At 34.5% G+C, this 13,822-nt stretch carries 20 protein-coding genes; 3 read left to right on the forward strand and 17 right to left on the reverse strand.

Annotated elements, in window-relative coordinates:
* The 6 genes from H2672_RS18235 to H2672_RS18260 form a co-directional block, all read right to left on the reverse strand.
* The coding region (locus H2672_RS18235) for a hypothetical protein (protein ID WP_186673741.1) at positions 1-256 on the reverse strand (256 nt) is incomplete at its 3' end.
* A gap of 200 nt (positions 257-456) precedes the next feature.
* Positions 457-651, reverse strand: coding sequence for a hypothetical protein (locus tag H2672_RS18240; RefSeq protein ID WP_186673742.1), 195 nt, complete (start codon positions 649-651; stop codon positions 457-459).
* A 192-nt stretch (positions 652-843) separates the two neighbouring features.
* The gene (locus H2672_RS18245; protein WP_186673743.1) at positions 844-1,368 is read right to left on the reverse strand and encodes a hypothetical protein; all 525 of its coding nucleotides are present in this window, start codon (positions 1,366-1,368) and stop codon (positions 844-846) included.
* Between the two features lie 330 nt (positions 1,369-1,698).
* Positions 1,699-1,965, reverse strand: a complete 267-nt coding sequence (locus tag H2672_RS18250; RefSeq protein ID WP_186673744.1) for a hypothetical protein — start codon at positions 1,963-1,965, stop codon at positions 1,699-1,701.
* A 138-nt stretch (positions 1,966-2,103) separates the two neighbouring features.
* The gene (locus tag H2672_RS18255; protein ID WP_186673745.1) at positions 2,104-2,556 is read right to left on the reverse strand and encodes a hypothetical protein; all 453 of its coding nucleotides are present in this window, start codon (positions 2,554-2,556) and stop codon (positions 2,104-2,106) included.
* Positions 2,557-3,151: 595 nt separating this feature from the next.
* The gene (locus H2672_RS18260) at positions 3,152-3,688 is read right to left on the reverse strand and encodes a DUF1572 domain-containing protein (protein ID WP_186673746.1); all 537 of its coding nucleotides are present in this window, start codon (positions 3,686-3,688) and stop codon (positions 3,152-3,154) included.
* Positions 3,689-3,902: 214 nt separating this feature from the next.
* Here H2672_RS18260 and H2672_RS18265 point away from each other — a divergent pair, with 214 nt between their 5' ends.
* A complete protein-coding gene (locus H2672_RS18265; protein ID WP_255485889.1) occupies positions 3,903-4,682 on the forward strand; it encodes a hypothetical protein in 780 nt (259 codons plus the stop codon).
* Positions 4,683-4,760: 78 nt separating this feature from the next.
* Here the strand turns inward: H2672_RS18265 and H2672_RS18270 are convergent, their stop codons facing one another.
* The 4 genes from H2672_RS18270 to H2672_RS18285 all read right to left on the reverse strand — a co-directional run bounded on the left by H2672_RS18270 (position 4,761) and on the right by H2672_RS18285 (position 6,905).
* Entirely contained in the window at positions 4,761-5,201 is a 441-nt protein-coding gene (locus tag H2672_RS18270) for a hypothetical protein (RefSeq protein ID WP_186673748.1), read from the reverse strand.
* Positions 5,202-5,318: 117 nt separating this feature from the next.
* The gene (locus tag H2672_RS18275) at positions 5,319-5,543 is read right to left on the reverse strand and encodes a DUF3953 domain-containing protein (protein ID WP_186673750.1); all 225 of its coding nucleotides are present in this window, start codon (positions 5,541-5,543) and stop codon (positions 5,319-5,321) included.
* Positions 5,544-6,116: 573 nt separating this feature from the next.
* The gene (locus H2672_RS18280) at positions 6,117-6,377 is read right to left on the reverse strand and encodes a hypothetical protein (RefSeq protein WP_186673752.1); all 261 of its coding nucleotides are present in this window, start codon (positions 6,375-6,377) and stop codon (positions 6,117-6,119) included.
* Between the two features lie 141 nt (positions 6,378-6,518).
* A complete protein-coding gene (locus H2672_RS18285) occupies positions 6,519-6,905 on the reverse strand; it encodes a DUF5071 domain-containing protein (RefSeq protein ID WP_186673755.1) in 387 nt (128 codons plus the stop codon).
* A 189-nt stretch (positions 6,906-7,094) separates the two neighbouring features.
* Here H2672_RS18285 and H2672_RS18290 point away from each other — a divergent pair, with 189 nt between their 5' ends.
* Positions 7,095-7,496 carry a hypothetical protein gene (locus H2672_RS18290; protein WP_186673757.1) on the forward strand — a complete coding sequence of 134 codons (402 nt, stop codon included), beginning with the start codon at positions 7,095-7,097 and terminating at the stop codon, positions 7,494-7,496.
* 237 nt (positions 7,497-7,733) lie between these two features.
* On the opposite strand, the gene lepB is transcribed toward H2672_RS18290, so the two are convergent.
* From lepB to H2672_RS18320, 7 genes are all read right to left on the reverse strand, one after another.
* Positions 7,734-8,555 (reverse strand): signal peptidase I, encoded by an 822-nt coding sequence (gene lepB, locus H2672_RS18295; protein ID WP_186673759.1) that lies wholly within the window; start codon positions 8,553-8,555, stop codon positions 7,734-7,736.
* Complete coding sequence (locus H2672_RS18300; RefSeq protein WP_186673761.1) at positions 8,539-9,048, reverse strand: RNA polymerase sigma factor; 510 nt, start codon at positions 9,046-9,048, stop codon at positions 8,539-8,541. Before H2672_RS18300 ends, lepB begins: the two co-directional genes overlap by 17 nt.
* Positions 9,049-9,515: 467 nt before the next feature.
* Positions 9,516-10,343: an oxidoreductase gene (locus H2672_RS18305; RefSeq protein ID WP_370569706.1), complete on the reverse strand. Its 828-nt coding sequence runs from the start codon at positions 10,341-10,343 to the stop codon at positions 9,516-9,518.
* Complete coding sequence (locus H2672_RS20030; protein WP_370569707.1) at positions 10,271-10,582, reverse strand: oxidoreductase; 312 nt, start codon at positions 10,580-10,582, stop codon at positions 10,271-10,273. Before H2672_RS20030 ends, H2672_RS18305 begins: the two co-directional genes overlap by 73 nt.
* 70 nt (positions 10,583-10,652) lie before the next feature.
* Positions 10,653-11,135 carry a cyclophilin-like fold protein gene (locus tag H2672_RS18310; RefSeq protein ID WP_186673763.1) on the reverse strand — a complete coding sequence of 161 codons (483 nt, stop codon included), beginning with the start codon at positions 11,133-11,135 and terminating at the stop codon, positions 10,653-10,655.
* A gap of 3 nt (positions 11,136-11,138) precedes the next feature.
* Positions 11,139-11,705, reverse strand: a complete 567-nt coding sequence (locus tag H2672_RS18315) for a DapH/DapD/GlmU-related protein (protein WP_186673765.1) — start codon at positions 11,703-11,705, stop codon at positions 11,139-11,141.
* Positions 11,706-11,739: 34 nt separating this feature from the next.
* Positions 11,740-12,474, reverse strand: coding sequence for an SDR family oxidoreductase (locus tag H2672_RS18320; protein WP_186673767.1), 735 nt, complete (start codon positions 12,472-12,474; stop codon positions 11,740-11,742).
* Between the two features lie 127 nt (positions 12,475-12,601).
* On the opposite strand from H2672_RS18320, the gene H2672_RS18325 reads away from it, so the two are divergent.
* Positions 12,602-13,501, forward strand: coding sequence for a LysR family transcriptional regulator (locus H2672_RS18325; RefSeq protein WP_186673769.1), 900 nt, complete (start codon positions 12,602-12,604; stop codon positions 13,499-13,501).
* Positions 13,502-13,822: the final 321 nt, after the last annotated feature.

Here is a 13,822-nt window from a genome sequence, read left to right on the forward strand (position 1 = left end):
GTATAGGTGCTATATTTAGTAAGATAGAAACTATTGTCACAAACCATAATGCCCTTTCAAAATTAGGTACTTCCCCTAAAGCTGTCCAATCTTCTGCTTTTACCCACCCCGATACAAGACTGTATTCTGAACAAATTGTTAAGGCTGTGAATGATAATCCTATCGCCATCGCAAGCTTATAATCCTTTCCTGCATTATACATATAAAGATTTATAAAAGTGGTTACTATTGCAATAACCCCAAATATTATCCACATAACTATACCTCCATATATTTTTATTTATGTCGTGTAATAATACTAATGTGCATCATCTCAACTTTTTGAATTACTTTTTCATTCGTGTGCTAAAACACCTTATTATAATAATTAATCTAGCCAGACATTGCTAATTAACAAATATTCACGTATTTGCCTTCTTTGGTCATTCGTATTTTTTCAAAACTATTTACCATCCACTATTTCTTATTAAATTCGTCTTCAAATTCCTTTTCAATTTCATCATCACTAACCGTAACAATTTCTTCTTTAACCCCATACTTCGTTTTTATTAACTGACCAACCTCTGACTTATCAATCCCATCCTTTACTGCTACAAAGATTACTACGTACAAAATTAATAAACCAACAATCCAGAGTAAAATAGTTCCCATAACATTTTTCTCTCCCCCTCCAATTAATTATTTCTTTAAAACCTTATTGAACTAAATTGCCCCAGTAGTTTAAGAGGGCAATGAATAATGGAATGGGAATCAAATACAATCGGTACACTAAGTTGATTATAAATCCGTTCATCTAGAAATTTTAAACGCCCTTCTAATTCCAGGGAATTTGTCCCCTCTCAATTAATTTTCAAAGAAAGTTGGAAGCCCTACTTCTCTTAAAAGGTCATTAAAGTTATATTGATGTTTTACTTCAAGTCCCGATAACGATTGTCTAAGAACAATGAACAATTGCTTATCAACCGAACTAAAAATATATTCAAAACGCTTTTCATTATCTAACTGGATTAAAAGAGATACAATTACGCTATTTAAAAATGGAAACTCTTGTTTGATGGCTTCTCTATTGTCTATAAACGATCTAACGTAATCCTCGAAATAATAAATCTTCTCTTTATACGAAAGGAGCCGCTTTTCTTTTTTTCGTTCTTCAATGGGGTGAAAGATAACGGCTGAACCCCCATACCAATTACCAAGACCAGCTGCAAAAACAAGAAGTGAATACTTTCTCACCTCAAAATCCGGATGTGAAAAGTATTTATAATACTCATCATAATTATCTACATCCCAATTTTTTGCTGTATCAAAAAATCCAATTTCGATTCCTTCCAAAATACTTTTTGCCTTGTCAACTAACCTTTTTGTCATCTAGTATTCCTCATTCCTTGAATCGTCACTTGAATAAGCCCACTATAATACCTACTACGATTGACTTCCATTTATACTTGCCTATTCAATTAATCTGGCCCAATTGTTGAATAAAAGTTGAACAAGAAATTGGATTCGCTACATGAAATAAATCAGTAAACCTTCGAATTGATCGCTGAACAATCTTGCATGCGCCATACACAACAGGTTAACATAACACCAGTTCACGGAATTAGTTAACTTTATTACCTAATAAGAAAAAGCTGCTCTGTATAGGCAGCCGATTGTTCACTAAAACGCGCTTTTGTAGAATTCCCACTTCTCCCCAACCTATATTTCTCCTCCGAATACCGCAAATAGGAATACAACATATAAAACACCCAATGCAATGGAAATTAATGCAATATATTTAATACACCCTTTTTCCTTCTGTAAAAAAGCGATAATTACAAGTGTTACACCTGTTAAATAGATTGCAAAACCAACGGGTATGGCTACCATAGACCACTTTCCAAATGTTATATTGACAGGAGGAAAAATCATATAAGCAATAAAAATCCCAACGACAATTAGAATGATGGAGTACTTACTTTCCACTTCTCCAATCCCCCTTAGTGAACTAAAATGGCCCAATTGTTGTGCAGACGAAGCTTCATTAAAGCAACCCGTTAGTTTAATAAGAACAGCGATGTTTGTTAAACAATCGCGCCCGATTGTTTATTGATATAAAACACCTTAGTTCCTTGGATTTTCAAGTTTTACACCTGTGATTATTTCAAATACAATTGTAGAAGAATCTGCAGACAAAGATCCATAATTTGAATGTCCTTCAATTGAAAGTCCTAATCTATCATTATTTTTATTTATCCAAACGTCATGTTTATATGAATCCCAAGAGAATCGATAGTCTGGTGGCCTTATATCCATTTTAACATTCTCTTGCCAGTCTGCATTTCCCAAAGTCCTTATTAGTTCATCAACTTCATCGATATCTGTTATTTCATTTACTGTTTCGTAATCTCCGTTATGGTTTCTTTGTTTAACAATTATGGAATTACCATCCCACGAATTGCTATAAACTTGCTGTTTTGTTGAATCATCCTTTTTGCCATAACTATTTACTGCATCCTGACTACACCCAACTAAAACAAGTCCCATTACGGCAATTAGAATAATAAGTCCCTTCATTACATCCCCTCACCTCGTTTATATAGACGCCAACAGTTGGAAAAGGTTATAAATCCTTCCACATTTAATCAGCTAACCTTAATTCAATATATCTTACTAAATTTAATAGGCCTTCCCTTTAAGATTAACGCTATCCTTTATTCCTCTAAATGGTCCGATTATTGAATAGCAATACTTAAAATTATTTGAAAAGTCGTTGCAACGACTATTATCCACATGATTTCTATTCGAATGAATGAATTATATGAACTACGTTTTTTTGTTACTGTTATATCTTGCGCAACTTTTAAATTGATTGGTAAAAAGTATAAAGAAAAAATTATAGCTCCCGATAGTGAAACACATAAGTTAATAAGGAATTGATTAGTTGTTAGACTTGACACCGCACTACCAATGATAAAAGCTGGGATACCCGCCCAAATAAAAAGGGTTAGAACTAACAAAACCGATGCAATTATGACTAGCATAAAATTTCTCTTAAGCACATTTAAATAACTAATACAGTAATAACTCACGTTACACCTCCTTGTAACTCATTCAGTAAGTTGGCCCAATTCGTGAAAGAAGGGCATTTATGAAATAAATTCTAACGGCCCTAAGAGAGATGTTTCTTCAACTTTTGTTGTAAATATTCTTCCGAATTCCCTTTAGGTATGCTGAGGCTTTCCCAATTATCATCTTTTAATTGCTTTCCAATATAAACGATTTGACCAACATGGTAAGCATAGTGAGCCATTTGTCTTTCAATTGCTTCTAGCACCGTATGGTCCTCACCCCGAATGGTTATATTTTTTAATAAATCCTGACATTCCAATTCACCCAATGTGTCAAGAAGCGTCTTCCAACCCTTTTCCCAAATAGTTATCATTTCCTCTTTCGTGGAGATATCATCTTCAAATTCCTGGTCACGATTCCTGGAAATTTTTTCACCATCTGATGTCAAAAAATCAGACCACCTAGATATCATATTTCCGCCTAAATGTTTTGCAATTATGGCAACGCTATTTGATGCTTCGTTTAACTTCCAGTGTAAGTCCTCTTCTGGTAGTTGATTTATCGTTTTATCTCCAAGGCTTTTAACACTATTAAATCTTTCTTGCACAATTTTCAAGTATTCATTTCCAAGACTCATGAAAATCCCTCCTTAATTTTATTCTACAGTTTGGCCAGGTTGTTGAACACAAGCAAGTTAATCAACACTCTTCAACTAATCACCTTTAGTTGAAGAAGAAAAAAGAGCTGAATTGCAACTCAATGATCTTCCTCTAAAGCAACCGTTAGTTTAATAAGAAATCTTGCGCATAACTTCCTCATAAGAGCAGATAATATGCTGAGGTGATTTGAATATGTTAAAAACAAGGGTTGGCTATATTATTTGTTTTTTAATTATTTTAAGCTTGTTTGTTTACAGCAAGTCCTTACATACTAAATTGATGGAGTTATCCATCTCGCATTCGAATAGTGATAAAAGTGAACACGAACGGATTCAGGAATTGGAAAAACGTTTAGATAGCATTGAACCACCTGAACCTACTACCATTCTTGATTCACCTTTCCCATTTGAAAAAGGATTAGAGGTGCATTTCCCTACCGATGTCTACCCGATTACCGAAGTGTTAAAAGAAGGAACAAAAATCCCTTTCAAAGTAGTAAAAAGCGAACAAAATTATGTTAGACCAATATATAAAGAGGACTGGCATAGCACGACTGGAAGATTGGGCTATATTCCTTCTAGAATGTACTATTCTCTCCACCGCATATTTCCTTTTTACGCCATTGGAATTTCAGCCGAATTACATTTTACAGAGAATGTAGGTATTTCTTTTCCTACTGATATAAATGAAACAGACCTTGACCTGTATTTAGTTGTGTTTCAAACAAATATCACAGATGTTTATACAAAAGGAAATCAAGTTGTTGTTGTTGGAACACCTAAACGAACAGGAGTAGAAGTTATAAACATTAAAATTGCAGATATACACCCGATTAATAAGGAGAAATTTTTGTTAGTTCAGTTAGCAACTAATGGAGATGAACTTGATTATTCTTTAATTAATTATGAATCACCCGATTATTGGTTAAAGACAAAACAAAGAAATGAACGTGAAAAATCTAAAAAAGAGTGAACCTTTGCCTTATCAACTCGCTTGATAAGGCTGTTATTTTATATAATCATTCTTCTTCAACTAAACTGCCCCGTTGGTTTAATAATTAAAATCAGAAGGTAGATTAATTTTTACCACAAATTCAACAATTGGTGGTGTAAATGCTTCTGGAATCATCGGTGAAGGTAAGTTTCCTGAGTAATTTGTCAAACCAAAAAAAGCATTCTCTACGTCAATCCAATCTAATTGTAGTACTCCTTGAATTTCCCCGATAAAGTGATAATCTGCTATGTAATAATATGTACCATCGTCATTTTCACAAGCTTTCCAAACTTCTGCTTCTTTACTTGGGTCAATGCCAAATTGTTCGAAAAAATGTTGAATAGCTAGTGAGTTGTGAACAATCGCCTTTGCATAATAAATACAATCTGTGCATCCACAATGAGCTTTGTCAGAAACGAAAGGGAGTTTTTCATATAACTCTTTCGTTTTTTTTACATCCACTTCGACAATATGTCCATTTAAGTTAAACTGTTCCATTTGTGATTCCCCCTGTCCTTTTTAATAAAAGCATAAGTTTTTTGTTTAACTAACCTGCCCCGTTAGTTCAATAAGTAAAAAGGCTTTACTCCTTCTTGAAGTAAAGCACTCGTTAGTTTAAAAAGTATATATTGCGACAAATAATATAAAAGCTGATCCGAGGAAAGAAATTATCGCATTTGTCATCCGTTTTGCTTGTAGCTCCAAAACCCCCATAACCAATATAAAAGCACCTAAGAAGAACATCATATATGGCATAAACTCGAAGTTTTTAGTAATTAGACCATAACCTGCTAATGCAATAACAATAACTGATAAGATAACTCTCGATATTTTCAACATTTCACTTCTCCTCCATTAACTCCCTGCATCAATTCTTGTTTAACCATATCATTTTGAACTTTTTTTTGTTATAAAAATGAAATTCGTTGTTGAACTAAAGTGCCCCGTTACTTCAATAAGTAAAAAGAGTCCTCTAAGAAGAACCTGCTGTTCGACTAAAGCACCTGTTAGTTTAATAAGAACAGGAACTAACCAATCCTTTTAGAATAAAACCACTAGGAAATGGAATGCTCTTTCTTCTGTTTCCTCTTATAAAAATAAAGCCAAATAAAAAAGATTATCCAAGGTATTGTGGTGAATACTGGAATTTTGGTAAATTGCATAATTAATATTTCTGCTATCACAGCCGGTATCATAATAATCAACCACATTCTAACTACCTTGTTTTTAAAACTTAGTTCAAGTCGGTCACTCATATTTCTCACCCCTATTATTTTTAACTAACTTGCCCTCTAACTGGAATAATTTTCCTTATATTTACTACTTCGATACCCTTCCCAATTCACCTGCTTATTCAACTAAACTGCCCCGTTAGTAAAAAAGGCACTACTCCTTCTTGAAGTAAAGCACCCGTTAGTTGAATATGCCAATGAATAACGGTATGAAAATCAAACCTAATACAATCCATACACTAAGTTGTTTATCAATCCGTTTATCTAAATATTTAAAACGACCTTCAATTTTTTTGGATAAATAGATAAGGGAGAAGAAAAGAAGACCGAAAACCGAATATCTGAGTATTATATTATCTTGATTCAGAGATTCAATAACATAAAAATAAACACCAAATGCAATAATAAACGTCGATAATTGTATCAAGCTGTATATTCTCACTTGTTCCCTCCTAATTAATTTCAACAAATACTTAAACTAAACTGCCCCGTTAGTTCAATAAGCAAAAAAGTCTTTACTCCTTCTTGAAGTAAAGCACCCGATTTCGGAACAGTACTATGCAGCACTTTTTGATAAAGGCAGTTACATTGAAGATAGGATTTCACTTGCACTCTGGTCCACTTCTTCTAGCTGCTCATCTCTAGTTGGTGTTTCTTTCATCCTTATTAAGTCATCGCTCAGCAGCTTTTTTTCATAAATAGGTAAATCTTTAACTATATGTTCTAAACACCAGTACTTCCAAACTGCATCTTCAGTTAAAAACACCCTTTTTATATGGGGAACAATTTCTTGTGGATATGCTGAAAGTACTTCAACAACCCCGGACGCTATGGGCCAATTCATATCCTGAATCCATTCAAGAAGACCAGGCAGTAGAGGAATAACGTCTACGTTCCTCATCAAATTAATTTCATTAATTCTTTCAAAATCAAACTTATCTCTTGGAAGTAGCTCATTAAAATTACCCATTTCGCACCTCACACTACAATGATTTGAATTTACCTTACCAAAGAAAATACCCCTATTGTTGAACGGGTGCAAATCCTTATTACAGAATTGCACCCTATTCTTGCACAATGCTGTACGATTAAATCCTCCGTTAATATGGTAACGCATATAAATCCTTATATCGCGAACACTACTTTCGAGGTGAATTTTATGAAATTGAAATTATTTATAGCTTTGATTTCCTTAATGGTATTTCAGCCATTTATTAAACAAGAAAATCCCATTACATCATCTAGACCAGAAATAAAAAGTATAAATACAGACTATCCAAAAGAAGGTGTTTGGGTACAAGTTCCAAAAGGAACAAAGAAAATAACATTTTATGTTGAAGCGAAAAATACAGAAACCATCTTATTCTGGTTGATACCGACTGGAACACAAACCTGGACTGAAAGAACACTTATTGGATATGACACTCGGAATAATCAAACTGATAATAAGTTTTCCTTAACTTGGAACATAAATAAGCCATCCTTATATGATCATTTAGTTGTTCAAGCCATAGGTGACGAACTAGTGGAACAAGACTTAATCAATTTGTATATGGAGTAATGTTTGGATACCTCTTCAACAAAATTGACCGTTACTAAAATGGGTGCAATTTCTTCTTCAAGAATTGCACCCGTTTACTAAATACTATGGGGAGTAAATTCTATCAGTATCAGTATCAATAACAAACTCTACTCTAATATCATTGTCATTAATTCTTACCCTTTTATCGTCAACTTTTTCCCCACTTTACGTATTACATGCGATTTTCACTACATACAGCGTTTCGGCTAATCTGATTTATTCTTCATATCCAATTACGATTCCTTTAATTTGTTCAATCGGTAATGTTCCATAATCACGGCTATCAATCCCTCTCCACCATTGATCAACCAAGACGAACACCGTATTTTCTTGGACAGTCACGTTATCCATATTCGTATTGAAATAATCCCTCGTACCTTGTTCATCATTAATAACAATCAAATCAACTGCTTTGAAATACTCTTCTTCACCTAAACCGTGCATCGTCGCTTTTCCGTAAAATGTATCAAGTAGCTGATTGTCGATATATACTTGCCCGTTTTTAATCTCAACGGTTTCGCCAGGCAGTCCGACTACTCTTCCGATATCCATGTCAGGTATAGTAGCCTCTTTGTTTTCGAGTTCGACAGAAGGCGTATGATAATATATGACCTGGCCACGTTTTATTTCATTAATATCTGGTGTAACGACAAGTTTGCTATGGAAAGCTGTATCAAAATCATGATTCCCTCTGTCCATTGAATCAGCCCCCCAATCGATTAAAAATGTATCAACCGTTTGTGGAACCATAGTAAGTCTTTCAGGTGTAGATGGATCAGTGATGGAATTGAGAGAAGGATTTCCTGAACTAGTCTCAATCTTATTTTGTAGAAGCGGTATTACACCGACTACGACAGAGAACAACACTACTATCGAAATAATCGATGGTAGCCATTTATTTACTTTGAATCCCTGCTTTATTGGCTCATTCTTAAATAGATGCTTTTTCATCTTTTCCTTTTGCGTAGAAGATAGTTGGATAGATAGGTCTAGCTTCTCCAACTCTTTTGTTAACTCGTCATCAGATAAATGTTTCACTTGTAATCCCTCCCCTTTCCAATTCTCTTTTAAATGAAGAAAGCGCCCTTGATAGCCGCATTTTCACTGTACCATCCGAGCAAGCTAAAACTGTCGCTGTCTCTTTTGTTGAAAATCCTTTAATCTTTCGTAAAATGATGATTTGCGCATAACTAGGTTTTAATGAATTAAGTGCAACATAAAATTGCTTATGCTGTAAATTAAGCAGCATAATCTCTTCAGGAGAAGAAGCTATGTTGGAGTCTATATTACTTGTACGTAAATGATGCATTTGTCGTTTATTTTTACGGTAATAACTCATTGTTGTTGTGTAGGCAATCCTAAAAATCCATGTTTTAATGGAAGACTGTCCTTTAAATCTATGTTCATTTGCAATTACCTTCAAAAATGTTTCCTGCGTTAAGTCCTCTGCGATATGCAAATCTCTAACAATTAATAAAATATAGCTATAAATTACATCTGAATAGTCATCGAACCACTTTTCACTCGACATCTACCTCACCTCCCTTTCACCCTACACTACTTAGACGCAACGAATCAAAATCGGTAACGGAATTCAAAATGAAAGTTGCTTATTATGTATGGAACAATCGTGATAGTTTAAACAAGCACGAATTTCGATATGATAAAATTAGACTTTTACATTTTTAAATTCTGCTCTTGGCACAAGTAATCTTTTATAGAGGCTGATACAAATACTTAATATAACGAAAAAACCGCGTGAAACCTATTTACAATCTTGGTTTCACGCGGTTTTAATTTTCACCTTTAGTTCTTTACACAAGGTTTTCTATATGAGCTACACATTGGGCTGTTTAAATGATCTGGTAGCAATCGTTTATACTGCAAACGCACCCGTTTGTTGTAGATTGTTATTACATCAATGATAAGGTTTAAAAAAATACTATTCTTATAATTATCTGTATAAAAGAGAGTTACTGATTAATAACATTTTAGGGATTATTTTTTTAAAAATGGATAATTCGTATAACCTTCAGCACCGCCACCATAAAACGTACTACGTTCTGCTTCATTCAATGGCTCATTATTTTTGACTCTCTCTACAAAATCTGGATTTGCAAGCGCCCATGTCCCTACAGGAACCATATCTGCTAAGTCTTTATCAAGATCTGTTGTGAGTTTTTCAAGTGGACGTCCAGCTCGGTTTACGAGTAATGGATTTGACCATATCTGACGAATATCTTTTAATAATGGCTCGTTCCCGACATGCATGACATGAAGATAAGCTAAATCTAATTTTTCTAATTCAGCAATAAGATATCGATATACATCAGGGCCAAATTCCCCCTCTTCAATGTCATGTAATGTTGAGGAAGGGGATAATCTAAATCCTGTTTTGTCTGCACCAATCTCATCAACAACTGCTTTAGTTACTTCAATGGCAAAACGAGCTCCATTTTCAATCGTACTGCCATACTCATCATTACGTTGATTCGAATTTTCACTTAGAAATTGGTGGATCAAATAACCATTTGCACCGTGGATTTCAACACCATCAGCTCCCGCTTCTATTGCGGCAGAAGCAGCTGTACGGAATTCTTGAATGACTTCATTTATTTCATCTTTGCTGAATGCCCTAGGTGTTGGAGCGTCTTTCATCCCTTCAGCGGTAAACATCTTCACTTCAGGCGCAATAGCTGATGGTGCGACAGGCTGACGGTGATGAGGCGTATTATCTGGATGTGAGATACGTCCTACATTACATGCATGAGTTGTATAAAAATATGGCCGCCTTCCTCGTGAACACGACTTGTGATATTTTTCCATCCTTCAATATGTGCTTCTGTGTAGATTCCAGGGGAGTTAATATACCCTTGACCATCATCTGACGGCTGTGTCCCTTCACTAATAATCAGACCTAAACCTGCGCGTTGTCCATAGTATTCCGCAGCTAATTCACCAGGTACGCCATCAGCTAAAGCGCGGCTTCTTGTCATTGGTGCCATTGCTAAACGGTGTGGTAATGTCATGTTTCCAACTTTTAATTCTGTCCATAATTTACTCATCATACAATCTCCTCGATTTTTATATTATAACTCCTAGTTGAATAAACAAAGTGATTTTCTGAAAATCTAGTTAGTCTGCCTTTGATACCAAGACGAGTCCCTCCATGTCCGTAAGGTTGTCCAACCCTTCGACAACTTCGCCTAACTTAATAACCCCAGTAGAGTACCGGAAATCCTTGTAATACAATACGAGTCCTTCCCACGGTGCATAGTAAGCAAAATCTCCGAGATTCGGATCATATCCAAAATCACCTTTTGGCTTAGGTAAGGGCTCTAATAAGTCTGTTACTTTTTCGGTACGTGCATAATCTTTGAATTCAAATTCTAAAGGGAGACGATCGTAAAAAGTGCTTGCGGAATTATTGTTTTCAAGCAATACAAAAATTTCTTTGTCGGCAAACTTAAATCGTATTTTTTTCTCTAAATCCTTAGGAAGTATTTGTAATTCCTCCTCGACAGTAGATGAAAATTCTTTTTGACCATAAGACAGTATAAAAAAGGAAATTAATGACACGATTAATAAAATAATTAAAGCAATTCCTAACTTCTTCATTAATTATATCTTCTTTAAAAATTTAGCTGGGACGCCTGCAACAACTGTATTTTCTGAGACATCCTTAGTGACAACTGCTCCTGCTGCAACAACTGAGTTGTCTCTAATCGTCACGCCAGCTAGTATTGTTGCGTTTGATCCAATCCATACATTCTTCCCAATTACAACCGGAGAGGGAAATGTTGTGTTTCTTGTCTCTAAATCTAATCCATGATTAAGTGTAGCAATCGCGACATTCATTCCTATCATCGTGCCATCTCCTATACTAATTCCACCCCTATCCTGGAATGAACACCCTGTGTTAAAAAACACGTTCTTTCCAATGGTAATATTCATACCGAAGTCTGTATGAAATGGCGGGAAACACATAAAAGAAGCATCCACTTTGTTACCTGTTAGTTCACTAAAAATATCGACTATTTCTCCTCTAGAATGATGGGATGAATTCAATGCCGTTGTTATCCTCAGGGCTTCATAACTACGTTGGGTTAATAGCTCATGTAATTCTTTATCCTCCCCTGAGATCGGATTACCTACCTTACAAAACTCTATAAACTCATTCATGTCCATTTTTAAAAACCTCCTTTCTTTTTTAACCACTAATTTACATTATTTGTTTTGTTGGGCGAATTATCATATCACTAACTGATACTCTTTCAGGTGTATTAATTACATAAGCCACCGCTTGAGCGATATCTTCCACAGATAGTCCCCATTCTTTTTGTGCTTCATGGAGTTCCAGCGAAACTTTTATATCACTAATTGTTTTATATAATTCAGTTTGAACCGCGCCTGGTGATATAATTGTTGATTTTATATTATTTTCCCGTTGTTCTTGTCTTAATCCTTCCATAATTGCTCTTACTGCAAACTTTGTACCACAATAAACGGCAGAATCTGGGTAGACAACATGACCAGCTACTGAATCGGTCGAGATAATATGACCTGACTTCTGTTCAACCATTTTAGGAAGTACAGCTGAGATTCCATTTAGAACTCCCATTACATTAATGTCTAGCATTTCTTTCCATTCATTACGTTTTGTCTCAACTAGTGGCGCTGTAGGCATGATTCCAGCATTATTAAAAAGAACATCTACTTTACCGAATTTAGAAATAGCCAAATCAACGACTTGTTGTACATCATCATAATTAGCTACATCAGCTTTTTTATAGACAATTTGAGCATCAGGAAGAGAGGCTGCAATATCTTTTAATTTTTCCTCTCTACGCGCTGCTATTACTAACTTAGCCCCTTCTTTAGCCAAAAGTTTCGCAGTGGCTTCACCAATGCCACTAGAAGCACCCATAATAATAATCACTTTATCCTTAATCGCCATTAATAAATCCTCCTTTAAAAGTTTATTTCTTTCAATTGAATTGTAAAATGATATGATTAGGAAAACAAATACCTATATCAAATACTTTCACATGCTCATTGAGCATATGTGATATAAGGAGGTCACCATGGAAATCCGAGTTTTACGCTATTTCATTGCTGTAGCTAATGAAGAAAGTATTTCTGCTGCTGCGAATTATCTACATATATCTCAACCCACATTGTCAAGACAATTAAAGGACCTCGAAAATGAATTTGGAACGCCATTATTTGTAAGAGGTAATCGGAAAATATCTTTAACGGATGAAGGTATATTTTTACTAATAAAAGCTAAAGAAATTGTTGAGTTAGTAGATAAAACGGAAACCAATTTTAACGAACCGAAAGAAATGATTAGTGGTGAAATTTACATTGGTTGTGGTGAAACAGAAGCCATGCAATTTATTGCAAAAACATTAAAAGAATTAGTTGAATATTATCCGAATATTCGTTTTCATTTACACAGTGGTAATGCCGATGATATTACTAGTCAGTTAGATAGTGGATTGTTAGACTTCGGCATTGTTATAGAACCCACAGATAAACAAAAATATGACTATATACAATTACCGGCTACTGATATTTGGGGAGTTTTAATGCGTAAAGATAGTCCTTTGGCGTACAAGCACTCCATTCAGCCGACAGATTTATTAGATAAACCACTGTTGATTTCACGTCAAACTACTGTCAGTAATGAATTGACAGGCTGGTTTGGACAGGATATTGGAAATTTTAATACTGTAGCAACATATAATCTCATTTACAACGCTGCACTAATGGTTGAAGAAAATATTGGATATGCCTTATGTTTAGATAAACTTATTAACACATCAGGAAATAGCAAACTTTGCTTTAAACCACTAAACCCCAGATTAGAGGCTAACTTAAACGTTATTTGGAAAAAACATCAAGTGTTTTCTAAAGCAGCCACTAAATTTTTAGATCAACTTCGAAACAATATTAAAATATCTAATTCTAACAGTATTTAACGGAGAAACTCTTCTTTGTGTAAACTATAAATTGCATATCTAGTGATCAAACGTAGAAATATTATGATTCGCGGATGAAAATATTACAGACCATAAAAAAGGATAGAGGAGCAAGAACGATATCTGCTTCCTCTATCCTTTTTCTTTTTTTATTGTTCTTTCAAATAATTAATCTCTATGTAATCGATTAGTTATAGATTAACTTTCGCTAACAATCATTAATTTTTTCAACATGTCAATGATAGTTTAAGTTCAACTCCTTACAGTTTCACTTCTAATTTCATATAAATATTCAATTTTATTTTTAGTGAGTTATTCAAC

This window comes from Sporosarcina sp. BP05, assembly GCF_014282005.1.
GTDB lineage: Bacteria > Bacillota > Bacilli > Bacillales_A > Planococcaceae > Sporosarcina.

Excerpts from the sequence above, each read along its gene's own strand:
- H2672_RS18240 (WP_186673742.1), bottom strand. The coding sequence starts at position 651 with ATGGGAACTATTTTACTCTGGATTGTTGGTTTATTAATTTTGTACGTA.
- H2672_RS18245 (WP_186673743.1), bottom strand. The coding sequence starts at position 1,368 with ATGACAAAAAGGTTAGTTGACAAGGCAAAAAGTATTTTGGAAGGAATC.
- H2672_RS18255 (WP_186673745.1), bottom strand. The coding sequence starts at position 2,556 with ATGAAGGGACTTATTATTCTAATTGCCGTAATGGGACTTGTTTTAGTT.
- H2672_RS18260 (WP_186673746.1), bottom strand. The coding sequence starts at position 3,688 with ATGAGTCTTGGAAATGAATACTTGAAAATTGTGCAAGAAAGATTTAAT.
- H2672_RS18265 (WP_255485889.1), top strand. The coding sequence starts at position 3,903 with ATGTTAAAAACAAGGGTTGGCTATATTATTTGTTTTTTAATTATTTTA.
- H2672_RS18270 (WP_186673748.1), bottom strand. The coding sequence starts at position 5,201 with ATGGAACAGTTTAACTTAAATGGACATATTGTCGAAGTGGATGTAAAA.
- H2672_RS18275 (WP_186673750.1), bottom strand. The coding sequence starts at position 5,543 with ATGTTGAAAATATCGAGAGTTATCTTATCAGTTATTGTTATTGCATTA.
- H2672_RS18285 (WP_186673755.1), bottom strand. The coding sequence starts at position 6,905 with ATGGGTAATTTTAATGAGCTACTTCCAAGAGATAAGTTTGATTTTGAA.
- H2672_RS18290 (WP_186673757.1), top strand. The coding sequence starts at position 7,095 with ATGAAATTGAAATTATTTATAGCTTTGATTTCCTTAATGGTATTTCAG.
- H2672_RS18300 (WP_186673761.1), bottom strand. The coding sequence starts at position 9,048 with ATGTCGAGTGAAAAGTGGTTCGATGACTATTCAGATGTAATTTATAGC.
- H2672_RS18305 (WP_370569706.1), bottom strand. The coding sequence starts at position 10,343 with ATGGAAAAATATCACAAGTCGTGTTCACGAGGAAGGCGGCCATATTTT.
- H2672_RS20030 (WP_370569707.1), bottom strand. The coding sequence starts at position 10,582 with ATGAGTAAATTATGGACAGAATTAAAAGTTGGAAACATGACATTACCA.
- H2672_RS18310 (WP_186673763.1), bottom strand. The coding sequence starts at position 11,135 with ATGAAGAAGTTAGGAATTGCTTTAATTATTTTATTAATCGTGTCATTA.
- H2672_RS18315 (WP_186673765.1), bottom strand. The coding sequence starts at position 11,705 with ATGGACATGAATGAGTTTATAGAGTTTTGTAAGGTAGGTAATCCGATC.
- H2672_RS18320 (WP_186673767.1), bottom strand. The coding sequence starts at position 12,474 with ATGGCGATTAAGGATAAAGTGATTATTATTATGGGTGCTTCTAGTGGC.
- H2672_RS18325 (WP_186673769.1), top strand. The coding sequence starts at position 12,602 with ATGGAAATCCGAGTTTTACGCTATTTCATTGCTGTAGCTAATGAAGAA.